Raw genomic sequence first — 24,211 nt, forward strand, 5'->3', positions numbered from 1 at the left:
GGCCGGATCGCTCAATCCTTCAGCGATCCGGCCCGGTTTCGTATTCGCGGTGCTGACGGTGTGCGGACGCCGAACGAGGTCTCACCATCCCGACTGCGACACAGTGCCGTTGGTCCTCTCGATCGCTGCCCACGGTCGAACAAGCTCACACTTTGACGATCTCGATCTCCGAGCCACACAGCAACGCCATGCCTTCGGGGTCCGACGTAACCACCGTCGCCAGCCCCTGAACAGAGCGGGCCGACGCAGCAAGGACGGCATCAATCGCGTACTTGTGTCCACCGAGGCCGTGCTCGCGCAATAGGGCAGCGGCCTGGCCTGCCAACTCGCGAGTGACGGCATGCACATCGATCTGCGACAGCGTCCAGGCGATCCGGGCGGCATGCACTTCGCTGTAGTCGGCTTCCACACTAGTCATAGCCGTGGTCGCCACTCGAACGCCGTCTTCTTTGGCCGCCTGCACCCAGGCAACCATGCGGCGATCCTTCCGATACAGCGTGGACAGCCCCTCGCTATCCAGGAACAGAACGTCCGCCATCAGGCGGCCTACCCGCGCGAACCCCGACGGCGCCGCTCGAAGCCCAACTCCGCCCGCGCTTCATCGATTTCCGCAGGAGTCAGCGGCTCGTTGTCCTTCTCGAAATCGGCCACCAACTCCCCCAGCTTGTCCATCGCCACTCGCTGCTCCAACGCCTCGGCGACGTAGGCGGAGAAGCCTCCGGGGCCGACATGGGCTCGAGCCTGCTCAGCGAGCTCCTCCGGGAGGCTGATCGAGTATTTCTTGCTACCACCCATGCGCCCAATGCTACCAAGGGTAGCAATCGCGGTGCCATGCAGGCTGCCCTCAAAGGCGTGCCGAAGCCCGGCTCAGCATCGTCTCCATACTGTCGGCGCACTCGTCACCCATCTCGATCGTGTCGCCCGGGTGTCGCCACTTTCTCACCATGCTCTTCGCGATGCCGGCACCGACGGCAAATCGACGCTGGGCGAGTCCCAACGCTTTCCGCAAACGTGGCCCACCACGATGATCGGCGTCGACACCCTCCGATAGGCACAACGGGTCCCTCGACAGGTCGGGCGGACATTCAGTACGCTGCCGGTCATGAGCAACGGGGGGACGCCATCGACCCAGAATCTCTCTGTGGTCCCCGAGAAAGTTCGCGAGGTCGGCGAGCAAGTCTATGAGCTATCGATGGCATTGCGGACGGCACTCGACTCTGCTGCCAAGGATGTCGAATCACTGGTCAATGGAACATGGAGAGGGAATCTGGCGAGCGAGTTCGCTGACGGCTGGACCGATATCCGTGACGGCGGCGCCCAGATCATCACCGCCCTGTCCGGGATGGCCGAAAAACTGGGTGTCACAGCCTCGACCTATGAAGACCTCGACGGGAGCAACGCCGCCGTACTGTACAACGCGAGCAGCTCGAGTTTGGACCTGCCATGAGTTCCGATGAGTTCCAAGTCGACCTGGACCACCTCGATGAGGTCGTGATCCGCCTGTCCGCACTCGCAAGCGTAATCGCCGAGCACCTCGACACGATCGACGACAAGGTTGCCGCGCTGGCGGGTACCGGCTGGGAAGGCATTGCCGCCCAAGCCTATTCCGACGCCCACCGCGAGTGGTCGGGCGGGGCGCGGGAATTCGCCGAAGGTGTCCGCGATATCAGCGAAGCAGCCCGCAAGGCGCACACCGGCTACACCAGCGCGATCGAGGAAAACCTGAAGATGCTCCGAGGGGCATAACTAGTGCGCGTCAATTGGCAAACGTACTTCGATGCCGGCAAACAATGCCATGACCTTGCCGCCGAGCTGCGTCGAACCGACAAACCGCTACACGACGCCGTCAAGGGTGACTGTGCTGGCATGGCCGGGGACGCCCCCGGATGCAAGCAATGGGGCGAAGCGTACGACCGGTACGCACGCGACACTATGCAGACCTGCACACACCTGTCCGACGCCCTCACCAACTTCGGCAACGTCCTCTACGCGAATGGTTACAAATACGCGATCGCAGACAACGCCAAACCCCAGCGACCGACTCTCCACCAGGTCTCCGAGTACCAGGTAACCATCCCGACCTCCGTCCGCGACAACGGCGACGGCGTCAAACACAACGGTGGCGTGGAGGAGTTCTTCAACGAACTCACTGCGAAGATCGTCAGTACCTTCGGGAAACTTCCCAACGGTGACGTCGACAAACTCTCCAAGGCCGCCGACACGTGGAAAACCTTCGCCAACCACGCGACCATCACCGGAGCTGCGGCCAAGATCAGCGGGATCGCCGCGCTGTTCGACGATATGGATGCGGCAGAGAATCGCGCCAAGATCCAGGAACACTTCGGGACACTGAAGTCCAGCGCCGAACTCCTGGCCACCGCGTCCCTCAATGTCGCCGCCCCTGTCGCGGACTATCACAGCTCGACAGTCGAAGTCGGCGAAGGCATCAAGACGGCGATGACCACCTTCTCCTGGGCCGTCGGACTGCTGGTCACCGGGGCCATCGTAGGAGCGATCTTCAGCTTCGGCGGCAGTCTCGCGGTCGCCGGCGGCGGTGTCGCGCTCGCTGTTGAGGACACGATCGCCACCATTCGCGGCCTCTACACGACAAAGCGGTTATTCCAAATCCTCAAGATCACCCTGGCTGCGAGCGTCGCCGTCGGCGTTGTCGACGCCTTCGGCCAGGTCCCCGACGTCACCGCGACACTCACCAAACTGGCCGCCATCATCGCGATGAAGGTCCTCATCGACGACAACAGCCCTACAGCGACGCCAGCCCTGGGCGGGGACGATCCGATTACACAAGAGATCGCGAAGAAGATCGCCGATCACGCGAATGGACGTGCCGCACAGGGAGATGGCTCACACTACGTATCCGGCGTAGGCGCCGCGGAACTTCCCGAGTACGTTCGCAAGGTCCTCGACGGCGAGGTACCGACGGAGGTAAAGCATCTACCCAGGGGCCGAACGGCATATTGGGATCCGGAGAAAGGTGCTGTAGTCATCGAGGACGGAGATGGAGGAACCGTGTTCACGCCAAAGGACGGACGCGAGTACTTCGACGGCCTGTAACGATGACTTGGATTGACAGGAAGGACCCGGAGAAGATGCCAGAACCGAACCTCGGACGCTATCGAGAGCATCTCGTAAGCGCAAAAAATTTCCAGGTCATTCGACAGCTGACGTTCGAGCTGGCCAATGTACCCAGAGAACCGATGGTCGAGTTGGGATGGAATCCGAAGAACGGCGATTATCTGAAACAACTCGCGCGATCGGTGCCATCTCAGATCACAGCTCCTACTCGGGTGAAGTTAGTCATCCTCGATGAGGAAATCAACGATCCGACACTCCCGGGCCGCTCCTATGTCGCCGAGGAAGATACCGAACCACCGAGCGATATCGTGAGATACTTGCCCAAGTCGATCGCGGCCGTGTATCCGAATCTGTTGAGAGCAGCTTTTGAAGCCCTGGGAGAGCTTGAAACACGCTATCGAACAGGATTCTACGAAGACGAAGTAATAGAGGCCCTGAATGCAATCGATGGCGTCAGCGAAAATTGAATGGATTAAATACCCGAGAGCAACGGCAGAGTCGCCGGAGCAGGACCGGCGACGCTACATGAGCGTCTGCTCGCCAAATACGATGTCACACCCGATCCGGGCGGCACGGTCATGTGCCCTGCCGATCCGGACAGCGCACTCGGCAAAGCTCTGGCAGCCGCCGGGTTCGAGCCCCTACTGGAACACTCTGCTGTCCAGAAAATTAGGCCAGGACTGACCAAACCCGTACATGAGCACGAGCGACCAGGTGCCATTCGGCCTACGACAACAACGGCACCGCGATAACTCGGCGGCCGCGGTGTTCGCAGACAATTGATCGGTGGCGGTCGGGCTCGATCATGTGGCGCAACGAGGTCGAACCGCTGCTTCCCAGCGCTCACGCCGCCCATGGCATCAGACAGCGAGGTCGTCGAACTCTCCTGCTTTGCATCCCTCCAGCCAAGCGGCGAACTCGGCTCGGGTGAACTCCAGGGTCCCGGCTTGTGGTGCATTGCTGTTGCGGACCAGCACACCCTCCGGAACCGCGGCGACCTCAACACAAGTCTCGGGGTTAGTGAAGCTCGACTTACGCCACACAAGGTCGCCATGAGATAGCCAGTTTTTCATTCCTTGCTCCATCTGTCAGCTCGTTCCAGGATGAACTCTAGAGATTCCGATGGCGAAAGGGCTACCCGGCAGGCATGTTCATACGCCGCGCTGAAGTACGCAACCTCTTCGGGATCTGTGATGGACTGGCCACCGCCGTAGCCTTCGAGGTGCACCCGCTGGCTGCCCCACGGATGCGTCATGATCGCGAAGTCACCGAGGCGCAAGGCTTCGTACTGTCCGGCGTCAAATCTTGTGATTCGGATCGTCACATTGGGCAGTTCAGCCAGTTCGGCCATTACCCGCAACTGCTCTTCCATGACAGAGCTGTTACCGATACGGAGATGCAGCGTCGATTCTGTCTGGATCAAATCCAAGGTCATATCGCCGTTGCGAACCCGCTTCTGTCGGTACAAACGCTGGTCGATTGTCCGCTGCAGATAGGTGCCAGAGACTCCCGAGATACCGACTGTACTGACCAGATTCTCAAGGTAACCAACCGTTTGTACCAAGCCGTATATCGCGCGTGGCTCGTGAGCCCGGAGAGTCTCAGCAGACTGCTCCATGCCGAGGTAAGTAGTCAACCACTCCGGCATCTTCTGGGCGCCCGGATCTACCCCGCTAATCATCGCGTCCAGCTCACGCATAGACACACCGACAGCCTCGGCATACCGTTCTCGCTGGGTTGGTTGCGGCGTGGATTCGCCACGCTCCCACTTGCCTAGTGTCGTTCTGTCGACCCCCACGAACTCTGCGATCTGCTCTTGAGTCTTCCCCGATGCCTTGCGCGCGTCGATCAGCCGCTTGCGTCGCATGGATGCATCATAGACGTCTCTTAGGTGCCGTGGATCACATTCTTTTGAAGCGTCAAGCTATCAATGCGCCCGGAAGGAAGCGACGGCGCGAACGCCCTCGCAACCCGATCCGACGCCGTCAATCATGTCGGACCGGGCGCACTCACACGTACGCGCATCGAGGGGGTAACTATGTTCGTATCCGCCGTAGCGGACGCACTCGGCCGCTGCCACTACTACCGCACCGTCTGCCAATTGCCCTGCCACATTGATGCTTCCGGCCGGATCGCCGTAACCATTGGCGGTCGAGTCCGCGCGGTCACTACGCCGGAACCACTCGGAAACGCGATCCGTGAGTACCTACTCGCGCGGTCGTGGACAGGACCGATCGTGTGGCATCGATCGCGGAGGTACACGTTTCTCACGGGCTACTCCGCGGAGGCCGAGGACCATTCGCTCTACGCGCGCACCCTGCTCCGGACGAACTCGCTGATCATCCCGCCGCTCGGCATCGTCGCACTGCCTTCTCCCACGGACCGGGGAACCTATCGCAGATGGGTAGAACCGGCTCGCGACGGCTACCGCCCATGCCTGAAGACCGTGCTCGACGCTCTCGTCGCCTGCGCCCCGTGAGCGGTCCCAGCACACCGTGCCCCGGCGAACCGGACCTCCACCTGAGCATCTTCTTGCACGGAATCCGTCTGGACTACGCCGCGTGCCGTACCGCAGCCCTCCGCTTCATCGCCGAGTGGCATGCGCGCGAGCACGAACCGATCACCGTCATTCCCGGCCCGACACGAGGTCTCGAACGGTTGCCATGCGAGCGCCTTTACTTGGGTCCGTGACCGCCGCAAGCAGGCTGCGGGCGATCAGTGCGGATCTTCCTCCGGTAATGTCCGCAGCAGTTCCGCGACTTCCACCGTGAATTCGTCCGCAAGCCCGTTGATAACGCAAAGATCTTCGTGCAGTGCGCCGAGCAACGTCCGCGCCTCGTCGAACTGGCCAGTACTCGCGCGCATTTCGCCAAGGTCGAAGCGCAGGGCCAACGCCATTTCGCCGCCGTCGCTGTTGGCCGAGACGACCTCGTCCAGTACCGACCGCATTGCGGCGATGCCACCGTCGATGTCGCCCAGTGCGATGCGGCAGCGGGCGGCGCCGGCGCGGCTGTCCCACGCGAACTCGCTGAAGCGGCCTTGGACACGGCCTCGGCGAGCGCCTCGAACTCTCGCTTCGCTTTGCCGTGTTCCCCACCCAGCGACCAGGCGGCCGCGACCAGGCTGCGCAATCTGAGGACCGCGAGGTTGTCCGCACCATTGACCTCGGCGGCGCTGTCGAGGACAGCGGTGAGCGCGGCCGCGGCCTGATCGAATCGGCCCTGCTCCAGCGATTCGTTGTAGCGCCGTTCCGCCGATTCGATCGCGGTTCGCAGGTGCATCGCCGAGATCGGGACGGTCGGCGGCGCGGCGTTGGGCCGCAGGCGGGTGGGTTCGATCTGCGAAGTCTCCAGCGGTGCGTTGGGCCGCCGGAAGATTCGCGTAGGGTCGGGAAAGCCTGGGAGGTACAGCTCGGCAGGATCGACGGGGGCGCCAGGGCCGGGAAGGAACGGCAGCAGGCGTTCGTACACCACACAGGCATCCGCCGGGTGATCCTGAGGCCTCCCGAAGGACGACGACGGTGTATGGGGAAAGGGCGGCGCTGAACCAGCGGATAGCACACGTGCCTTTCCTCTCCCACGACTGTCGAGTCGGCACGTCGCCCTGGTTCGGCATGCCGACCGAGCGTCATCGAGCGGGCATGAGCGCGGAGATCGTGGCCATACCGGCCGTTAGACCGGGCACCCGTATGCGCGAATTCGCCGCCGCGCGCTGCGCGCAGGACCGGCTACAGCAGTGGCGGAAACGTGCATGAATTCAGTCTCCACTGAACCAGAGATACCCGTTCCTACGGATGGCGGCTTCGGCAGCATCGCGCAATACTGCGAGCATCTCCGCTTCTTTGTCGTCGTTCGGCGACAGATGTGCTAGCTCGTCCAAAAGCATGGCCAGTTGGGTCGTGTTCAACATTGTGTCCGCGTGCGCGTGGAGACCCCGAAGCAGCGAGCCCGCCGGAGCATTCTCTCGATACTTGACAAGCGTGTCCTCCACGTCCCCGTATACCAGTTCGACCCGTTCGTGGATTTGATTTTGCACAACTATGTCGATTCCCAATTCAACTCCCTGGCTTTTACGGGATCGGATATATGGTGATGATGCCGCCGAATCTGTCGGTGATCTTGTACCGGCTGGTGGCGTGACCACCCAACTGCTCCGACACGCTGCCGATGACCTTACCGGCGTCGACGTCGCGTTCGAAGTTGCCGTCGTGGTTGGGTCCGCGTGCCGGTGAGTTCTCAGCCGCTTCGGCCAGCTCATCGAGTTCGTCGCCGGTAATCGTGTCGGGCCAGGTCCCCTTCGAAGGATTGTTGTTGGGAACGCCTTGACATGCTTGATCCGCGGGCGGCGGATCGACCACGCCACAGCAGCCCTGTCATCCCCTAGGCGACCGCCGGCACACCGATTCCAGGACCGGCAGATTACGCGCCGAACATCTTCATCAGCAGGGGCGCCGTTCGAGGCGGCCGTCCAACTCCCCCGGTCGGCACCGCTATCGAAAGGCCGTGGCAACAGGAGTGGGACTCGTCAGTTGACACGCCCTGTCGACAGTTCTATGTATCGGAAGTCTTCATCCTGTCCAAAATCCGGGGTTGCCACTGATAGAACCAACTGAATTTGTAGGACTCCCCGTCGGGTGACGAGGTGGCGGCATAGGTGAATCGGCGGTCGGGCGTGCTGATCGGAACTTCGTCGACGAGGTGCGCGAAGCGGGGTTCGATCGGAACCGGAAGCGTTCTCGGGTCCGGTGTTATCACCGGAAAACAGAGGCGCTCGATGCGGGGTGATTCCCAGCTGATGGTGGCGTAGATATCGAATGCTTTCTCGGTGAGCGCGAGGAAGCGATCGCTGGGGTCCGGAAGTCCGGCATCCCGGTGCAGCGACACGATGGCGCGGGGTTCGAAGTAGTCGGCCGACAGTCCGGGGAAGTACACGTTCATCGTCTTGTCGTGGTAGTCGATGCCGAGCAAGCCGACTTTGTCTTCCAAGCCGTGACGTGCGAACATGCGCGCGTGGTCGGCGAGACCGGGTGGCATGGACGGTAGTTCGGCGAGTTCGGATACCTTCTGCATGCCGTCGGCAGGAAAGAACGGCCAGATTTTCTTGAAGCCGCCGACTACACCGATATCTATTCCGTAGCTGTGGATGGGGTACCGCTCGCGGACCTGGTCCAGCAGAGCGCCGATCGGGTGATCGGTCTCGGGAAGGAGCCCGTTGGAAAGGGCGATGCCGTAGGGGTCGACGTCGCTGGGCAGCGTCAAGAAGCGGTAATCGAGATCTCCCGCGCGGCGGGCGTCGGTGACAACTCGGAGAGAGATCACCGAGCGCGTGAGCATCGCGCCGTATGCCGTCAGAGTGGGCTGGACAGCCTCTCGGGTGCAAGGCACGTTCCATAACCGCGCGGATTTCTCAATGGCCGCGTAGAGATCGTCCAGCTCGGATTCGGTAGTGGTGAACACGCGTCCTTCCAGAGATCGGTGCTACTGGCAGCGTCACGATTCCGCCGACACTCAGCACACAAACAGCGTCTTGGAGTCGAATGGGCAACGCAGCCAACACTTTACGCTGCGGCCCCTGCCAGGGTCATGCGGTCGATGGGCGCAGGTGACGCGTGAGGGCGTGACCGAGCTGCGGGCTGAGTGGACCGGTGTGGTCGATGCCGAGTTGGGTGGCGAGGGTGGTGGCGTGCAGACGGGCGGCGCTTTCCAAAAGGGTGGCGTAGGTGTCGGTCGTCGTGCGGATTCGATGATGGGCGGTTGCCGCGATGACGGCGGCGAGGGGTGCGGCGGGCCACCACCAGATGGTCAGGGCGAGGTAGAGAACGGACCAGGCCGCGAGCGTCGTGGCTCGCGAAAGCGCGGTGCGGGCGGTGGTGATCTCGTCGCGAACGGGATCCGGCAGGACCAGCCATAGCGACGGCCACACGGGCGCGAGGTCGAGATGGTGGTCGCGGTCGAGCCGGAGCGCGGCGGCGTGGATGCGGTCGCCGCTCCAGGTCGGGCGCTCGGGGCGTTCGACCGAAATGCGCGCTCGTCGGCGGGCCGCACGGTGTCGCAGCGCCGGATCGGGTCGGGCAGTCGGATCGGGAGCCAAAGCCTGCTGGTATTCCCGGAGATAGTCGGCGTTGGCGCTGTCCCAGCGGCGCTGACGGCGGGACAGCGATCGCCGAGCCAGGTACCGTCCCGGCAGCGGCCACGCTTGCCATTCCGCGGCTAGTACACCTCGCTCGATGAGCGTTCCGAGCGATTGGGCGACGAAAGCGATCGCCGCGGCGGCGGCGAGGAGCGCGGCCAGGACGACGACCTGCCCGCCGGTGCTGGTGACCGCCGGGTTCTTGGCGTGGTCGGTGACACGCCGAGTGAGCAGGCCGACGTCCAGTGCGTGCGCATGGCCGAGCGTGCGCGCGGTGGCGGCGAGCGCCAGATAGAACGCGCCGGGCAGAACGAGCAGCGAGAACCACTTCTCGGCGAGCTTTTTCGCCAGTTCGCTCCACAGCCCGCTCATGAGAGCCGTTCTCGTCGCAGTTCCTGACCACTGATCGCGCAGTGGGGTGGGTCGGCATCGACCTCGTCGCGCCCACGGCCGTCGCAGCGTTCGAGTGGGCAGCGGTAGACGACCTCGATGCTGTGCACGCCGACCGGCGTCAGACCGCGGTGGTGTCCGTAGATTCCGCGCGCGTCGCCCACCGTGCGCAGAGCGGCGTGCACCGCATCCAGCGTGGTCGCGATGTCCGCCCCGGACCCCGACCGGACCGCGTCGAGTAGCTTTCGCAACGGGGTCGAGGCGTCCGTCTCGTCGTCGCCGAGGGTGCTGCGGATCTCCTGCAGGTGACCACAGAGATACGCCAACCCGGCGGTGACTCGCGCTGCATCTTGTGACGGCGGCAACCGAACCCCCAGGTGCACAGGTGAATACGACAGGCACTGCCGCCGGAGCCACTGCCGGTGAGCGCGTGCCGTGCGATCATATCGCCGTAAACCGTTGTGCCAGAGGTGATCGGTGATCAGCTGGCAGGCGATGGGCAAACCGTGGGGGTCGATGCGGTGTGACGGTCAACGCCACCTTGTGCACGGGCGCGATCAAACTCCTGCGACGGAAGTTGGCCACCACCCCCGCCGACCACCCCGCGCGGGCGCTGCTTCTGTTCCGCCTCGCGGACGCTCTCTATCGCCGGTTCAAGGAGACAGAGGCGATCACCGATCTGGACGACGCCATCGACTCCCTGCGGAAAGCCGTCGATGCCATCCCCGCCGACAGCCCGAACCTCGCCGTCGTCCTGGGCGAACTAGGTGGCGGACTGTGGACCCGTTTCCAGCACACCGGGACGTCGGCCGACTTGGACGAGGCGATCCGCACAGCTCGACGAGCGGTGGACGCCACGCCGCCTGATGACCCCGACGTGGCCGGACTGCTGGGTTTTGTCTCGTTGGCCATGCGGATCCGGTTCGAGCGGACAGGAACGATCGCCGATCTGCACGAGTCGGTCCTCATGCTGCGGTCGATGATCGCGGCCACGCCCACCGACCATCCCGAGCGCGCCGGAAGGATCAGCGCGCTCGGTCGCGCCCTGCGGCATCAGTACACGGTGACGATGGCGTTGCCCGATCTGGACGAGGCGATCCGGGTCGGCAGGCAGGCGGTGGCGGCCACGGACCACCTCGAGGGTGTCGACATTCTGTCCGATGTCGGCGTCTCCCTGCGGATGCGAGGTGAGGTGACCGGTGCGTGGGACGACTTGGACGAAGCGATCCGAATCGGTCGGCAGGCGGTGGCAGGCACGCCACCCGGTCACGCGCAGCGCACCGGCCGGATGACCAGCATCGGCCGGGCTCTGGTGACCCGATTCGCGCTGGCAGGGCGATCGCACGACCTGGATGAGGCGATCGAATTCGGCCGGCGAGCGGTAGCGGCCGCGACCCCGGATCATCCCGAGCGCGCCGACAGTACGTCCATTCTCGGAACCGCCCTGCATCTACGGTCCCAGCGAACCGGCTCGGCGGCCGATCTGGACGAGGCCATCGCTCTGCTCCGGGAAGCCGCGGAATACGCCGACGACGCCAGCCGCCCCGTGTCGCTGTCCACGCTCGGGACCGCTTTGCTGAACCGGTTCGAAAGTACCGGGTCACAGGCCGACCTGGACGAAGCGATTCGCTTCGGTCGGCAGGCGGTGGCACTCGGCTCCGACCGCTTGGACCTGGGCAACATCCTGTCCGCTCACGGGGCCACGGTGTTGCGGCGGTTCGAGCGGATCGGCGACATGAGCGATCTGGACGAGGCTGTCGCCACGCTTCGGGAAGCCGTGGACGTCACGCCCGCCGATCATCCCGACCTGGCAAGCACATCGTCCAATCTGGCGAATGCCCTGCTGAAGCGGTTCGAGCGGATAGGAGGACCGCCCGATCTGGACGAGGCGATCGAGATCGGCCGACAGGCGGTGGCGGCCGTGCCCACCGGCCATCGCGACCTGGCCACCACACTGTCCAATCTCGTCACCTGCCTCCTGAGCCGATTTCAGCGCAGCGGCGAGATGGCCGACTTGGACGAGGCGATCCGGATCGGCCGGGATGCGGTCGCCGCCACGCCCGCGGACCACCCCGGCCTGGCCGTCACCCGCTCGAATCTGGCCACCTGCCTGGTGGCCCGGTCGCACCGAACAGGGCTGACGACCGACCTCGACGAGGCGATCAGCGCCCTCCGGAAAGCCGTGGACATCATTGCTCCCGACCATCCCTGGCGTATCACGATGCTGTCGAATCTCGGTGTCGGATTGTGGAGGCGGTTCGATCGAACGGGTGCGCAGGCCGATCTGGACGAGGCGATCCGAGTGAATCGCATGGCGGTGGCGGCCACACCGGCCGACTACCCTCTCCGAGCCCGCCACCTGTCCAATCTCGCCATCCCCCTGCGGATTCGGTTCCAACGGACGGGTGCGATGGACGATTTGGACGAAGCGATCCGAATGGGTCGGCAGGCCGTCGCGGCCACGCCAACCGATCATCCCGATCTTTCCGCCATGCTGTCGGAGCTCGCGGCATCCATGCTGAGGCGATTCGAGCGGACGGGAACGCCGGCCGTTTTGGACGAAGCCATCGTCACCCTCCGGCAATCCTCGAGCATCCTCCCGCTCGACCACCCCGCTCGTGCCGAGACGCTGTCGGATCTCGGTGCTGTCCTTTCGAAGCGGTCCGAACGGACGGGGTCGGCGGCTGATCTGGACGAAGCGATCGCACTATGCCGGGAGGGGGTCGAGGCGACACCCGCAGACCACCCCGACCTCGCCAACCGGTTGTCCAACCTCGCCCTCCCGCTGCATATCCGGTTCGAGCAGACCGGAATGCCGGACGATTTGGACGAAGCGATCCGAATCGGCCGGCAGGCAGTCGCGGCCATGCCCGCCGACCATCCCGAACACGCCATCGTGCGGATCAACCTCGCCGAAGCTGTGGCAGCCCGATCCGAACGGACCGGCAGCGCGGCTGATCGGCAGGAGGCGACGAACGCCATGCAGGCCGCCGCCGAGCTGGCCACAGCCGCGCCCTCGCTACGTATACGGGCAGCTCGTAGTGCGGCCGAGCTGGCCGCGACAGCGGAGCCGGGCCGAGCGGCGGAGCTGCTGCGACAAGCGATCCGATTGCTGCCCGAACTCGCGCCACGCGAGTTGGCGCGGCCGGATCAACAGCATGTCCTCGGCGAGTACGCCGGACTCGGTTCCGACGCGGCCGCACTGGCGCTGCGAGATCCGGGCACACCACCGGACGAGCGCCCCATTCTGGCGTTACGGCTGCTGGAGGCGGGGCGGGCGGTGCTGTCGAGCCAAGCAGTGCAGGTCCGCGGTGACCTCACCGACCTCGAAGCGCAGCACCCCGAGCTGGCCTCCGACTTCGTCCGACTCCGGAACCTGCTCGACCGACCTACCGATGCCCCCGCCGCGCCCGACGCGGCCGCGGACCCGATCGCGGACCGGGCACGATCGGCGCGGGAGCTGAACGAGGTGCTGGCGCGAATTCGTGCGCTACCTGAATTCGCATCCTTCGCTCTGCCCCCATCGGCGGAGGAACTCATCGCTCAGGCCGGCCACGGCCCGGTGGTGGCGTTCAATATCAGCGGATATCGCTGCGATGCGCTTCTGCTCACCCCTGGCGGAACCACCTGCCTGCCGCTGCCCGGCCTGTCGCTCGAGACCGTGATCGACCAGGTTCTCGCCTTCCACGAAGCCTTGCGAGTCGCAGGCGAAGGCCGCACCGGGCAGGAGCGGCAAGCGGCCCAGCGACAGCTCAGCCGGATCCTGGAATGGTTGTGGGACAACGCCGCAGGCCCCGTCCTGGACGCCTTGGGCTACCGGGAACGGTCCGCCGCGGATGGGGCAGGCCCTCGGGTCTGGTGGATACCGGGTGGTCTGCTGGGGCTGCTGCCCATCCACGCCGCCGGATACCACACCAAGCCCCCTGGTCCCGCAGGTCGTGCGGTGCTGGACCGGGTGGTCTCCTCCTACACGCCCACCATCGCCGCCCTTCGCCACGCGCGCGGGCGTTCATCGAGCACCGAGCCTGCTCGCGGCTGCGCACTCATCGTCGCGATGCCTACCACTCCGGGGGTCGCGGGGCGCCTGCACCACGTGCCCGATGAAGTCCGCGCGGTCGCCGCCCACCTGCCGTCCGCGACGACGCTCACCGAACCGGAGTCCGGTCTCACCGACGGCTCGGCGATCGCGGCGTCACCTGGCGCTACCACAGCCTTCCCGACCAAGGCCAATGTCCTCGATCGCTTGGCGGACTGCGCCATCGTGCACTTCGCCTGCCACGGCGCCAACGATCCGGCCGACCCGTCCCGCAGCCACCTGCTGCTGCACGACCACGACACGGATCCGCTCACCGTCGCCGAACTCGCCTCGGTCCAACTGGACCGCGCACGGCTGGCCTACCTTTCGGCCTGCGAAACCGCCCTGACCACCAACGGCAGGCTCCTGGACGAAGCCATCCATCTCGCCTCGGCGTTCCAGCTCGCCGGATACCCGCACGTCATCGGCACGCTATGGACCATCGACGACGAAATCGCTGTCCAGATCGCCGACGCGTTCTACACCGCGCTGGACGACGTAACCGATGCCGCATACGCACTACACAAAGCCGTCCACCAGGTGCGCGACGCACTTCCCGCCACGCCCTCGCTCTGGGCGGCCTACCTGCACGCCGGGGCGTGAGACCCCGCTTGCAGCCGAGCGCTCCGGCGGCCGACGCCTCTGAGCGCGTGCCGTACTACGTCGTCAGCACTTGGGTGTGAACGGAGTGCACAACGGCAGCAGGTTCATGCGGGCCGGGGTTTCGGTGACGGTCGGCGGAGGCGGAACTGCCTCGGTGGTGAGCACGGGGGCTTGGGTGGGGCGCACGGCGCCGCCCGCGGGTGTCGAGCAGGAGGCGGCCAATATCCAGATCGTTCCGATGACGAGCACGATCAGCGCCACCGCGGCGATCTGTTGCGAGCGGTGGCCGCGTGACTTCGATTTCTCGGAGCCGCGCCCCGGGATGCGCGCGGACAGTGCGGTCAGCTGCTCGCGCACCGCCACCCGTGGACGCCGCTCGAGAACGGCGGTCGGCGTGGGGCGACGCAGTGGCTCCGGATCGCGGGTGGGTGTGGACCACGACGTGGGTCGGCTCGGCACGGGAGCCTGCACCGGACGGGGGCGTAGCGGCCGGTCGGGGGCGGGATCGATCCACGAGGACCAACTGTCGGTGAACGACGACGGTGCGGCGGCTGGGCGCGCGGCGGGGCTGTATTCCGCATCGACAGAATCGAGTTCGGCGTCAGTCGACGCAGGCCCCTCGGGCTCAGCCGGGGCACGCCGTACCGACGCCGCAGCTCCGGTCGCGAACGGTTCCGGTTCGTCTGGATCCGACTCGGCCTCGGGCCTCGCCGCGAGCCTGCCTTCGAAGCGAGGCGACTCGTGGCGATCGTTCTTCCACACATCGGAATCGGGCGGGGGCGAATCCGAAAGATGCGAGGCCGGCCGGTTTTCTTCCCAGGCGTACCGGTCGGAATGAGCTGCCGTGTCCGACGTAGGCGCCGGTACCGGCTCCGGCGCGAGGAATTCCGGTGCGAAAGGGTCCACTTCAGCGGCCGGTGCGCGTGCAGGCGTAACGGGTGCGTGCGCGGGATGCGGCTCGGACGCGGGGGCCTGGCTGCTGTCCGGGAGGGCGGTGTCCTCCAACGACTGCCGAGATGACCGGTCGGCTTGCGAGCTCGAGGCACGGGACCGCGCCGAAGACACAGGCTCCGACACCTCATGCTCGGTATCGAGTTCCGAGGCGGCGGTCTCCTTCGGCGCGGGCAACGCAGGCGACTGCTCCGACTCCGTGACCTGCCGATCTACCTCTCGCTCGCCTCCGTTCCCGGACGTTTCCGTCGAACTGGATGCGCTGAGGCTCGCGGCCTCCGCAACGGCGTCCGGCGACTGCAGAACGGCAGCCGGCGACTCCGCAATGGCATTCGGCACCTCCGGCACAGTATCCCGTGCCTCCGGTACCGCATCGGACACCTCCGGCACAGTATCCCGTGCCTCCGGTACCGCATCGGGCTGCTCCGGCACAGCTGCCACGGCCGCCGCTCCCGCACCAGCCGACACGTCACCCGCGTCGGAATCCTCGGAGGACCCCCTACCGTCGAGTTCAGGAGCCTTGCGCGTGACGCTGTCCAACGCCGCCAGCGTCCCGGCCCGCAACTTGCGCTCCGGCGGAAAACCGTCCGCCACCAGGTCGTCCACGGTGACCTGATCGCCCAGGTTCAAGTCGGTCAGCAGGGCATGGGTGCGTTCGGCGGTCCAGAGGAGTTTGCGGCTCGCGGTGCGGTGGAACCACGCCCGCAGATCGGCCTGCCCGGCTCCGAGCACCACCGCGCAACCGCGCCTGCGTGACTCGATGTTCAGCGTGAGGTTCGAATCCTTCGGCGGCACCACCACGATCAGACCGTCGACGAACGCCTCGGCGTTGTGCTTGCGCACCAGCGCCTTCAGATTGAAGACGTTGTTCGTCACCTGGTCGAACGGACTGCTGTCGTGGTCGCGCACGTGGATCGGGTCGCCCGCGTAGCCGGACAGCCGCCAGCGGCCGTTGGCCTGCACCGAAAGGACACCGCTCGTCGCCTCCGGGACGGTGCCCTTGACCTCGACGACGACCGCCGCCCTGGGGGTGATCACCACCAGATCGGCTTCCTGCGTTTCGTCCTTGCGCTCACGGTCGGGTAGGTAACACCCCGAGATCGCGAGTCCGACAATGACGTACTGGCCGGTCCAGGTCCGCATCCAGTCGAGCACGCGCTGTTCGGATCGCGGCGCCGTCGTTCGTTCATTGATGACCAACATCGGCGGCCTCCATCGCCGTCCCACACCATCGACCACACAACGGTATGCGCCGGGATTTCCGACACAAAATCGAAAGGCACTGGAGCAGCACGGTATTGGCAGCACAAGGGCATGCGAAGTGCGGCGTGTGGGCAGCGCCACAGCGGCGACCGATTCCACGCAGGAACTCGTCAACCCCTCAGCGCCGCAGCCAAAGCCGGATCCACCGAGAACGCTATGGCGATCAGCGATTCGACCAGCAGGTCGATCAGCTCCGTGCGGGAGATGGGCTCGGAACGCAGCCAGGTGAGCGTGGATTCCTCGACGAACGCGATCCAGCCGCGCATGGCGAGCATGAGGCGGGGATGGTCGTCTTCGGCGACCGGAACGGGGGTCTCGGCCAGGATGATCCCGATGATGGCATCGCGGGTCTGGTCCACCAGCGGGGCCAGCTCGGGGCTGACACTGGTGGGTCCGCGCAGCAGCGCGAGATACGACATCCGGTTCTCCGTGACGTACTCGATGTAGCGCTCGATCGAGTCGCGCAGCATCTCGAACAGGCCGAGCGAGCGATCCGGGGCGACGCGCTCGAGCAGTTCGGCGTTGGCGTGCTGCACGATCGCCAGCTGGAAGTCCTGCTTGGTCGGGAAATAGTGGAACAGCAGGCCGCGCGAGATGCCCGCCTCGGCGGCGATCTCGCTGACGGAGATGTCCTCGATGGAACGCTCGCCGAGCATCTTCGCGCCCAGTGTGATCAGCTGCTCACGGCGCTCGTCGGGACTCAGCCGCGTGCGCTTGGGCGCGTCTGCCTGGGTTCTCGTCACGCGCCCAATCCTACTGAACGCCAGTCAATACACTGTTGACTCGCGCTCAATAGGACCGTAGGCTGAGTTACATGAGTCGCAAGGTTACAGACAAAGCTGTCGCCGGCCGACCCACGCGCCACGCGAGGACGATCATCATCGGCAGCGGGTTCGCGGGTCTGGGTCTGGCCATCCGGCTGACCCAGCAGGGTCGCAACGACTTCCTCGTGCTGGAGCGCGGCAGCGACGTCGGCGGCACCTGGCGCGACAACACCTACCCCGGCGCGGCCTGCGACGTTCCCTCGCACCTGTACTCGTACTCGTTCGCGCTGAACCCCAACTGGTCGCGCTCGTTCTCCCGGCAGGGCGAGATCCAGCAGTACATCCAGGACGTGTCGAAGCGCTACGACGTGCGCGACAAGCACATCTTCGACTGCGACGTGACCAGCGCCCGCTGGAACGACGAGACCGCGCTGTGGGAGATCGAGTCCACCAAGGGCAGCTTCACCGCCAACACCGTGATCTCCGCCGTCGGCGCGCTGTGCGAGCCCGCGCTGCCGGACATCAAGGGCATCGGCGCGTTCGAAGGCGAGATCTTCCACTCCGCGCGCTGGAACCACGACGCCGACCTCACCGGCAAGCGGGTCGCCATCATCGGCACCGGCGCTTCGGCGATCCAGATCGTGCCCGCCATCGCCCCGAAGGTCGGTCACCTGGACGTCTACCAACGCACCGCGCCGTGGCTGCTGCCGCGCCTTGACCGCCCGTACACGACGGCCGAGCGACTGGCCTTCAAGCACGTGCCGGGCCTGCAGCGACTGTCCCGCGCGGCCATCTACGCCGCGCGCGAGACCCAGGTGATCGGCTTGGCCAAGGCGCCCGCCCTGATGCAGCTGTTCGAGGCGATCGCGAAGGCCAAACTGCGCTACGAGATCCGCGACCCCGAACTGCGCGCGAAGGTGACGCCGGATTTCCGGATCGGCTGCAAGCGCATGCTGATCTCCAACGACTACTACCCCGCGCTCTCGCGTCCCAACGTCGACGTGGTCACCGACGGCATCGCCGAGGTGCGCGCCAACTCGATCGTCACGAAGGACGGCACCGAGCGCGAGATCGACGCGCTGATCGTGGCGACCGGCTTCCACGTCACCGACTCCCCCACCTACAACACCATCACGGGCCGCGACGGGCGCACCCTGTCGGAGGTGTTCGACGAGATCGGGCAGCAGGGATACAAGGGCTCCGCGATCGCCAATTTCCCCAATATGTTCTTCCTGCTCGGCCCGAACGTCGGCCTGGGGCACACCTCGATGGTGTACATGATCGAATCGCAGATCAATTACATCGCCGACGCGCTGGCTACCTTCGACCGTCTCGACCTGCGTACCGTGGAAGTGCGCCGCGACGTGCAGGATGCCTACAACGCCGACCTGCAGAGAAAGCTGGCGAGCAGCGTCTGGCTGACCGGCGGGTGCTCGAGCTGGTACCTGGACAAGCACGGCAACAACACCACGCTGTGGCCGGACTTCACCTTCGAATTCCGTCGGCTGACCAAGACATTCGACGTGGCGGCGTACGACATCTCCATTTCCTCGGCAGACCTGAAAGCAGTGGCATCGTGAGCAGTGACGCTTACTTCAAGAACAAGGTATGTGTGATCACCGGAGCGGGTTCCGGGATCGGCCGCGCGCTGGCGGTGAATCTGGCCCGGCGCGGCGCCAAGCTGGCACTGTCGGACATCGATGTCGATGGTCTCGCCGAGACCGTGCGCCGCTGCGAGCAGCTCGGCGCCGAGGTCAAGTCCGACCGGCTGAACGTGGTCGAACGCGAAGCGGTGATTCTCTACGCCGACGCGGTGAAAGCGCACTTCGGCACGGTGCATCAGGTCTACAACAACGCGGGCATCGCCCACCACGGCGAGGTCGTCCGCTCGGAGTACAAGGACTTCGAGCGCGTGATGGACGTCGATTTCTGGGGCGTGGTCAACGGCACCAAGGCGTTCCTGCCGATGGTCATCGAGTCCGGTGACGGCCACATCGTCAACGTGTCCAGCCTCTTCGGCCTCATCGCGATCCCCGGACAGAGCGCCTACAACGCGGCGAAGTTCGCGGTGCGCGGCTTCACCGAGTCGCTGCGCCAGGAGATGCTGGTCGCCCGGCACCCGGTCAAGGTCACCTGTGTGCATCCCGGCGGCATCAAGACCGCCGTCGCGCGCAACGCCACCTACGCCGAGGGCATCGATGCCAAGTCGGCCGCGTCGATGTTCGACCGGAAGCTGGCCATCCACACCCCGGAGATGGCGGCGCAGACCATCGTCGAGGGCGTGCGCAAGGGGCAGGGCCGGGTGCTGATCGGCTGGGAGGCCAAGCTGCTGGATCTGTTCGTGCGGGTCACCGCGTCGGGCTATCAGCGGATCGCGGCCAACGTCGAACGCCGCTTCCTGCCCTGATCGCGGATTCGAGGAACGACGAATGCGGGACATCGACCTGCCCCTGCCGCTGGCGCGGGCGGTACTGAATCCGATCTTCCGGGCCACGCTGAACAAGCGGTTGCCGTTCACGCTGCAGCGCAGGCTGCTCGACGTGAGTTCGCGGGCGCAGTTGCTGCCCGCGGGCGCCGTGGTACGACCCACGCGCCTCGGTGGCAGGCCCGCCGAGCGGATCGACTTCGCGAAGACCTGCGAGCACGGCGCGGTTCTCTATCTGCACGGCGGCGGCTACGCGGTCGGCTCGCTCGCGACACATCGCTCGCTGGCGGCGCGGCTGGCGCGGGACGTCGGCTGCCCGGTCTACGTGCTGGACTACCGGCTGGCGCCGGAGCACCCCTTACCGGCGGCACTGGACGACGCCGAGGCGGCGTTCCTCGAGCTGGTGGCGACAGGTCTGCGGCCGGACCGGATCGCCGTCTCGGGTGACTCCGCGGGCGGCGGGCTGTCGCTCGCGCTGGCACAGCGACTGATCGCCCGGCACGGGCAGACCCCGGCCGCGCTCGGTTTGATCGCGCCGTGGGCAGACCCGAACGAGATCCCGGATCGGGAACGCGATCTGGTGATCAGCAAGCCCTGGTCACGCGCCTGCGCCGCCGCCTATCTCGGCGACGGCGATGCCGCCGACCCGGTCTACGCCCCGCTGACCGGCGAGTTGCGCGGCCTGCCGCCGACCTATGTGCAGGTGGACGTCAGCGAACTGCTGCACCGGCAGTGCGTCGCGCTGGTCGCCGCGCTGCGCGCGGCGGGGGTGCAGGTGCGTTTCACCGAAAGCGAGGGCCTGTGGCACGTCGCTCAACTGCAGGCCGCGCTTGCGGCGCCCGCCGCGGCCGTCCTGCGCGAACTCGCCGAGTTCCTGCGCGAAGCCGTTCAACCGGCGGACCTGCGCGAACTAGGATGAAATTCGAGCGGGTCCCCAGCCTGCGGTGATGTACGGAGGCGATTGGCGGTGGTCGACCTCACGGCCCTGGCGCAGGTGTCGTAGATTACTGGCGAGTAAACCCACGTGGAAGGGCACTGATGCGAGAGTTCGAAGTCCCGGCTTCTTACACCATTCCGGATGACGCGAACAATTCCGACAACGTCTTCCGCCACGCCGAGCAGTCGCCGAACACGGTGCTGTTCAACGTGCCGAACGGCGGTGGCGGGTGGCGGGACGTCACCGCCGCGGAATTCGCGAAAACGGTTACCGGGGTGGCGAAAGGCCTGATCGCCTCGGGTCTCGAACTCGGCGATCGCGTCGCCATCATGGCCCCCACCCGCTACGAGTGGGCCGTCCTCGATTTCGCCATCTGGGCCGCGGGCGGCTGCACCGTCGCGATCTACGACAGCTCCGCCGCCGAGCAGGCCAAGTGGATCCTGCAGGACTCGGCCACCAAGCTGCTGATCGTCGACAGCGACAAGCATCGCAAGGTGATCGACGAGATCGAAGCCGGGTCGCTGCCCGACCTGCGCCAGACCCTGCAGATCGACAAGGGCGCGCTGGACGAGCTGACCGCCGCAGGCGCCGACCTCGACGACCAGATCGTGCACGGCCGCCGCGCGCAGGTCGGCGCGAAGTCGCCCGCCACGCTGATCTACACCTCGGGCACCACGGGCCGCCCGAAGGGCGTCATGCTGACCCACGCGAACCTGTACGCGGAGTCCAAATCCGACCGGATCGCGCTGCACAAGTACGTCACCGAGGGCAAGAAGACCCTCATGTTCCTGCCGCTGGCGCACGTCTTCGCCCGCGCAGTCGCGCTGGCCGCGTTCGACGCGAAGGTGATCGTCGCGCACACCGCCGACTGGTCCACCCTGGTCGAGCAGTTCGGCAGCTACCGGCCGCACTTCATCCTCTCGGTGCCCCGGGTGTTCGAGAAGGTGTTCAACAGCGCCAAGCAGAAGGCGCACGACGGCGGCAAGGGCAAGATCTTCGACGCCGCCGCCGAGACCGCGATCGCGTGGAGCGAGTCGCTGGACAACGGCGGACCCGGCGTGGTGCTGAAGCTGAAGCACGCGCTGTTCGACAAGCTGGTCTACAGCAAACTGCGGGCGGCCCTGGGCGGCCAGTGCGAGGCGGCCGTCTCCGGCGGCGGCCCGCTCGGCGCGCGGCTCGGCCACTTCTTCCGCGGCGTCGGCGTGACCATCTACGAGGGTTACGGCCTCACCGAGACCACCGCGGCCATCTCGGTCAACACCCCGGAGCACATCCGGGTCGGCTCGGTCGGCCGGCCGATCGAGGGCCACGCCGCCAAGATCGCCGAGGACGGTGAGCTGCTGCTGCGCGGCTCGGTCGTGTTCAGCGGCTACTGGGGCAACGCGGAGGCCACCGAGGACGCCTTCGAGGACGGCTGGTTCAAGACCGGTGACCTCGGCGCCATCGACGCCGACGGCTTCATCACCATCACCGGCCGCAAGAAGGAGATCATCGTCACCGCCGGTGGCAAGAACGTCTCCCCCGCGCTGCTGGAGGACTCGCTGCGGGCGCACCCGCTGATCAGCCAGGTGATGGTGGTCGGCGACGGTCAGCCGTTCATCGGCGCGCTGATCACGCTGGACCCGGAGTCGCTGCCCGGCTGGAAGGAACGCAACAGCCTGCCCGCCGACACCCCGATCGAGAAGCTGATCGAGAACCCGGATCTGCTCGCCGAGGTGAACGCGGCGGTGGCCGAGACGAACAAGAAGGTGTCGAAGGCCGAGCAGATCAAGAAGATCCGTCTGCTGACGATCGACTGGACCCAGGAGACCGGCGAGCTCACCCCCAAGATGTCGCTCAAGCGCGCGGTCGTGATGAAGCAGCACGCCGACGACGTGGCGAGTATCTACAACTGAACCGATCGCAGAAAGGCGCTGTCCGTGCGCGGGCAGCGCTTTTCGCGTGTCACGGACCGCCACCAGGGAGTAGTCGGTGGCCGACCCGCGCGGCGGACGACCGGCAGTAGTCTCGATGCCATGGCCGATCTGCGACCGCGCGTGGTGGCCGGGATCGTCTCGGCGGGTCTGACCCTGGGCGTCGCCGAATTGCTCGCGGCCTTCCTCGGCCCCGACAGCGCGCCGCTGCACGTCCTCGGTTCGGCCGTGGTCGACCACACCCCCGATGGGGTGCGGGAATGGGCCATCACCACCTTCGGCACCGGCGACAAGGCCGCGCTGTACGTGATCATGGGCGTGATCGCCGTTTTGGTCGCCGGGGTGGCCGGTGCGATCGAGCGGACCACCCGGGCCGCCGGGTCGTGGTTGTTCGCCGTGTTCGGGGTGATCACGGCATGGATCGCGGTATCGCGGACCGGCCTGGCCGCCGCGTTGCCGACCGTCGTCGGCGTCGCCGTCGGCATCTACTCGCTGCGCGCGCTGACCCGTCGCATCGACGCGGCGTCCGGGGAGCGGCAGGCCGAGGCGGCCTCGCCCGCATCGGCCAGCGGAACATCGGAGTCCGGCTCGGCGGCTCCGGAACGCAGGCAAGTCTTGCGGGGACTGCTGGTGGCCGGCGGGCTGGCGGCGGTCACGGGGATCGGCGGGCGGGTGCTCGGCGCGCGCCGCAGCGACGTGTCCGGCGAGCGAGCCGCGGTGCGGTTGCCGGAACCGTCGGCGCCCACCGAGCCGGTCCCGCCCGGCGTCGACCTCCGCGTCCCAGGGCTGACGCCGTACCTGACCGCGAACGACGACTTCTACCGGATCGACACCGCCCTGATCGTGCCGCAGGTGTCCAAGGACGGCTGGTCGCTGCGCATCCACGGCATGGTCGATCGCGAGATTCGGCTCGACTGGGCGGATCTGGCGCTTCGCCCGGTGGAGGAACACCTGGTCACGCTGGCCTGCGTGTCCAATCCGGTGGGCGGGGACCTGATCGGCAACGCGCGCTGGCTCGGATACCGCGTGGATCAGCTGCTGGCCGAGGCGGGGCCACACCCCGACGCGGACATGGTCCTCTCGCACAGCGCCGACGGCTGGACCGCGGGGACGCCGCTGGCGGTGCTCACCGACGGACGCGACGCGCTCTTGGCGATCGGCATGAACGGCGAACCGCTTCCGGTGCAGCACGGTTACCCGGCCCGGCTGGTCGTGCCCGGTCTCTACGGCTACGTCTCGGCCACCAAATGGGTGACCGAACTGGAGGTCACCCGCTTCGACCGCGCCACCGCGTACTGGACCCGCCGCGGCTGGTCGGCGCAAGGCCCGATCAAGACCGGCGCCCGCATCGACACGCCACGCGCCCGCGGCCGCCTCCAGCCGGGCACCATCCCCATCGCCGGAGTCGCGTGGGCGCAGCATCGCGGCATCAGCGCCGTGGAAGTCCAGATCGACGACGGCCCCTGGCAACAGGCCCGCCTCTCCGAAGAGCAGTCCATCGACACCTGGCGCCAGTGGGTCTTCGACTGGGACGCCACCCCCGGCCCGCACACCCTGCGCGCCCGCGCCACCGACGGCGCCGGCGAAACCCAAACCGCCGAGCGCCGCGACGTCATCCCCGACGGCGCGACCGGCTACCCCTCGGTCACGGTCAGCGTAGGTTGATAC

23 protein-coding genes are annotated in these 24,211 nt (G+C 66.3%); 11 read left to right on the top strand and 12 right to left on the bottom strand.

Features of this window, described 5'->3' with window-relative positions:
* Window positions 1-145: 145 nt before the first annotated feature.
* On the bottom strand, window positions 146-538 hold the full coding sequence (locus tag U3653_RS27530) for a PIN domain-containing protein (protein WP_195082091.1): 393 nt from the start codon (window positions 536-538) through the stop codon (window positions 146-148).
* 8 nt (window positions 539-546) lie between these two features.
* Complete coding sequence (locus U3653_RS27535; RefSeq protein WP_195082092.1) at window positions 547-795, bottom strand: hypothetical protein; 249 nt, start codon at window positions 793-795, stop codon at window positions 547-549.
* Between the two features lie 307 nt (window positions 796-1,102).
* Here U3653_RS27535 and U3653_RS27540 point away from each other — a divergent pair, with 307 nt between their 5' ends.
* The 4 genes from U3653_RS27540 to U3653_RS27555 are packed head-to-tail and all read left to right on the top strand — an operon-like array spanning window position 1,103 to window position 3,560.
* The gene (locus U3653_RS27540; RefSeq protein ID WP_195082093.1) at window positions 1,103-1,447 is read left to right on the top strand and encodes a type VII secretion target; all 345 of its coding nucleotides are present in this window, start codon (window positions 1,103-1,105) and stop codon (window positions 1,445-1,447) included.
* Window positions 1,444-1,746 carry a WXG100 family type VII secretion target gene (locus U3653_RS27545; protein WP_195082094.1) on the top strand — a complete coding sequence of 101 codons (303 nt, stop codon included), beginning with the start codon at window positions 1,444-1,446 and terminating at the stop codon, window positions 1,744-1,746. Before U3653_RS27540 ends, U3653_RS27545 begins: the two co-directional genes overlap by 4 nt.
* Window positions 1,747-1,749: 3 nt before the next feature.
* Window positions 1,750-3,072, top strand: a complete 1,323-nt coding sequence (locus U3653_RS27550; protein WP_195082095.1) for a hypothetical protein — start codon at window positions 1,750-1,752, stop codon at window positions 3,070-3,072.
* Between the two features lie 35 nt (window positions 3,073-3,107).
* Window positions 3,108-3,560, top strand: coding sequence for a hypothetical protein (locus tag U3653_RS27555; protein WP_195082096.1), 453 nt, complete (start codon window positions 3,108-3,110; stop codon window positions 3,558-3,560).
* 393 nt (window positions 3,561-3,953) lie between these two features.
* On the opposite strand, the gene U3653_RS27560 is transcribed toward U3653_RS27555, so the two are convergent.
* Together U3653_RS27560 and U3653_RS27565 are read right to left on the bottom strand one after the other, a co-directional pair.
* Entirely contained in the window at window positions 3,954-4,178 is a 225-nt protein-coding gene (locus U3653_RS27560; RefSeq protein ID WP_323124377.1) for a DUF397 domain-containing protein, read from the bottom strand.
* Window positions 4,163-4,960: a helix-turn-helix domain-containing protein gene (locus tag U3653_RS27565; protein ID WP_195082097.1), complete on the bottom strand. Its 798-nt coding sequence runs from the start codon at window positions 4,958-4,960 to the stop codon at window positions 4,163-4,165. The genes U3653_RS27560 and U3653_RS27565 overlap by 16 nt, the downstream gene beginning before the upstream one ends.
* A 369-nt stretch (window positions 4,961-5,329) precedes the next feature.
* Here U3653_RS27565 and U3653_RS27570 point away from each other — a divergent pair, with 369 nt between their 5' ends.
* Window positions 5,330-5,572 (top strand): hypothetical protein, encoded by a 243-nt coding sequence (locus tag U3653_RS27570; protein ID WP_195082098.1) that lies wholly within the window; start codon window positions 5,330-5,332, stop codon window positions 5,570-5,572.
* A gap of 236 nt (window positions 5,573-5,808) precedes the next feature.
* On the opposite strand, the gene U3653_RS27575 is transcribed toward U3653_RS27570, so the two are convergent.
* The 6 genes from U3653_RS27575 to U3653_RS27600 form a co-directional block, all read right to left on the bottom strand.
* The gene (locus U3653_RS27575; protein WP_195082099.1) at window positions 5,809-6,042 is read right to left on the bottom strand and encodes a hypothetical protein; all 234 of its coding nucleotides are present in this window, start codon (window positions 6,040-6,042) and stop codon (window positions 5,809-5,811) included.
* Between the two features lie 807 nt (window positions 6,043-6,849).
* Entirely contained in the window at window positions 6,850-7,146 is a 297-nt protein-coding gene (locus tag U3653_RS27580; RefSeq protein ID WP_195082100.1) for a hypothetical protein, read from the bottom strand.
* Between the two features lie 16 nt (window positions 7,147-7,162).
* The gene (locus U3653_RS27585; RefSeq protein ID WP_195082101.1) at window positions 7,163-7,450 is read right to left on the bottom strand and encodes a hypothetical protein; all 288 of its coding nucleotides are present in this window, start codon (window positions 7,448-7,450) and stop codon (window positions 7,163-7,165) included.
* 193 nt (window positions 7,451-7,643) lie between these two features.
* The gene (locus U3653_RS27590) at window positions 7,644-8,549 is read right to left on the bottom strand and encodes an aromatic prenyltransferase (RefSeq protein WP_323124376.1); all 906 of its coding nucleotides are present in this window, start codon (window positions 8,547-8,549) and stop codon (window positions 7,644-7,646) included.
* Between the two features lie 124 nt (window positions 8,550-8,673).
* The gene (locus tag U3653_RS27595; protein ID WP_195082102.1) at window positions 8,674-9,594 is read right to left on the bottom strand and encodes a hypothetical protein; all 921 of its coding nucleotides are present in this window, start codon (window positions 9,592-9,594) and stop codon (window positions 8,674-8,676) included.
* Window positions 9,591-9,938 (bottom strand): hypothetical protein, encoded by a 348-nt coding sequence (locus U3653_RS27600; RefSeq protein ID WP_195082103.1) that lies wholly within the window; start codon window positions 9,936-9,938, stop codon window positions 9,591-9,593. The genes U3653_RS27595 and U3653_RS27600 overlap by 4 nt, the downstream gene beginning before the upstream one ends.
* Window positions 9,939-10,135: 197 nt before the next feature.
* Between U3653_RS27600 and U3653_RS27605 the strand changes: the two genes are divergently transcribed.
* Entirely contained in the window at window positions 10,136-14,290 is a 4,155-nt protein-coding gene (locus U3653_RS27605) for a CHAT domain-containing protein (protein WP_195082104.1), read from the top strand.
* Window positions 14,291-14,353: 63 nt separating this feature from the next.
* Here U3653_RS27605 and U3653_RS27610 read toward each other — a convergent pair whose 3' ends face one another.
* Both U3653_RS27610 and U3653_RS27615 read right to left on the bottom strand, forming a co-directional pair.
* Window positions 14,354-16,603, bottom strand: a complete 2,250-nt coding sequence (locus U3653_RS27610) for an NERD domain-containing protein (protein WP_195082105.1) — start codon at window positions 16,601-16,603, stop codon at window positions 14,354-14,356.
* Window positions 16,604-16,614: 11 nt separating this feature from the next.
* Window positions 16,615-17,247, bottom strand: coding sequence for a TetR/AcrR family transcriptional regulator (locus tag U3653_RS27615; RefSeq protein WP_323124375.1), 633 nt, complete (start codon window positions 17,245-17,247; stop codon window positions 16,615-16,617).
* A gap of 71 nt (window positions 17,248-17,318) precedes the next feature.
* Here U3653_RS27615 and U3653_RS27620 point away from each other — a divergent pair, with 71 nt between their 5' ends.
* The 5 genes from U3653_RS27620 to U3653_RS27640 all read left to right on the top strand — a co-directional run bounded on the left by U3653_RS27620 (window position 17,319) and on the right by U3653_RS27640 (window position 24,208).
* Window positions 17,319-18,848 (top strand): flavin-containing monooxygenase, encoded by a 1,530-nt coding sequence (locus tag U3653_RS27620; protein WP_195082106.1) that lies wholly within the window; start codon window positions 17,319-17,321, stop codon window positions 18,846-18,848.
* The gene (locus U3653_RS27625; RefSeq protein WP_195082107.1) at window positions 18,845-19,675 is read left to right on the top strand and encodes an SDR family NAD(P)-dependent oxidoreductase; all 831 of its coding nucleotides are present in this window, start codon (window positions 18,845-18,847) and stop codon (window positions 19,673-19,675) included. The genes U3653_RS27620 and U3653_RS27625 overlap by 4 nt, the downstream gene beginning before the upstream one ends.
* 22 nt (window positions 19,676-19,697) lie before the next feature.
* Complete coding sequence (locus tag U3653_RS27630) at window positions 19,698-20,612, top strand: alpha/beta hydrolase (RefSeq protein WP_195082108.1); 915 nt, start codon at window positions 19,698-19,700, stop codon at window positions 20,610-20,612.
* A gap of 119 nt (window positions 20,613-20,731) precedes the next feature.
* Window positions 20,732-22,525: an AMP-dependent synthetase/ligase gene (locus tag U3653_RS27635; protein WP_195082109.1), complete on the top strand. Its 1,794-nt coding sequence runs from the start codon at window positions 20,732-20,734 to the stop codon at window positions 22,523-22,525.
* A 120-nt stretch (window positions 22,526-22,645) separates the two neighbouring features.
* Complete coding sequence (locus tag U3653_RS27640) at window positions 22,646-24,208, top strand: molybdopterin-dependent oxidoreductase (RefSeq protein ID WP_195082110.1); 1,563 nt, start codon at window positions 22,646-22,648, stop codon at window positions 24,206-24,208.
* Window positions 24,209-24,211: the final 3 nt, after the last annotated feature.

The sequence above is a fragment of the Nocardia implantans genome, from assembly GCF_035544775.1.
Taxonomy (GTDB): domain Bacteria; phylum Actinomycetota; class Actinomycetes; order Mycobacteriales; family Mycobacteriaceae; genus Nocardia; species Nocardia implantans.

Excerpts from the sequence above, each read along its gene's own strand:
- U3653_RS27530 (WP_195082091.1), bottom strand. The coding sequence starts at position 538 with ATGGCGGACGTTCTGTTCCTGGATAGCGAGGGGCTGTCCACGCTGTAT.
- U3653_RS27535 (WP_195082092.1), bottom strand. The coding sequence starts at position 795 with ATGGGTGGTAGCAAGAAATACTCGATCAGCCTCCCGGAGGAGCTCGCT.
- U3653_RS27540 (WP_195082093.1), top strand. The coding sequence starts at position 1,103 with ATGAGCAACGGGGGGACGCCATCGACCCAGAATCTCTCTGTGGTCCCC.
- U3653_RS27545 (WP_195082094.1), top strand. The coding sequence starts at position 1,444 with ATGAGTTCCGATGAGTTCCAAGTCGACCTGGACCACCTCGATGAGGTC.
- U3653_RS27555 (WP_195082096.1), top strand. The coding sequence starts at position 3,108 with ATGCCAGAACCGAACCTCGGACGCTATCGAGAGCATCTCGTAAGCGCA.
- U3653_RS27560 (WP_323124377.1), bottom strand. The coding sequence starts at position 4,178 with ATGGAGCAAGGAATGAAAAACTGGCTATCTCATGGCGACCTTGTGTGG.
- U3653_RS27565 (WP_195082097.1), bottom strand. The coding sequence starts at position 4,960 with ATGCGACGCAAGCGGCTGATCGACGCGCGCAAGGCATCGGGGAAGACT.
- U3653_RS27575 (WP_195082099.1), bottom strand. The coding sequence starts at position 6,042 with ATGCGGTCGGTACTGGACGAGGTCGTCTCGGCCAACAGCGACGGCGGC.
- U3653_RS27595 (WP_195082102.1), bottom strand. The coding sequence starts at position 9,594 with ATGAGCGGGCTGTGGAGCGAACTGGCGAAAAAGCTCGCCGAGAAGTGG.
- U3653_RS27620 (WP_195082106.1), top strand. The coding sequence starts at position 17,319 with ATGAGTCGCAAGGTTACAGACAAAGCTGTCGCCGGCCGACCCACGCGC.
- U3653_RS27630 (WP_195082108.1), top strand. The coding sequence starts at position 19,698 with ATGCGGGACATCGACCTGCCCCTGCCGCTGGCGCGGGCGGTACTGAAT.
- U3653_RS27635 (WP_195082109.1), top strand. The coding sequence starts at position 20,732 with ATGCGAGAGTTCGAAGTCCCGGCTTCTTACACCATTCCGGATGACGCG.
- U3653_RS27640 (WP_195082110.1), top strand. The coding sequence starts at position 22,646 with ATGGCCGATCTGCGACCGCGCGTGGTGGCCGGGATCGTCTCGGCGGGT.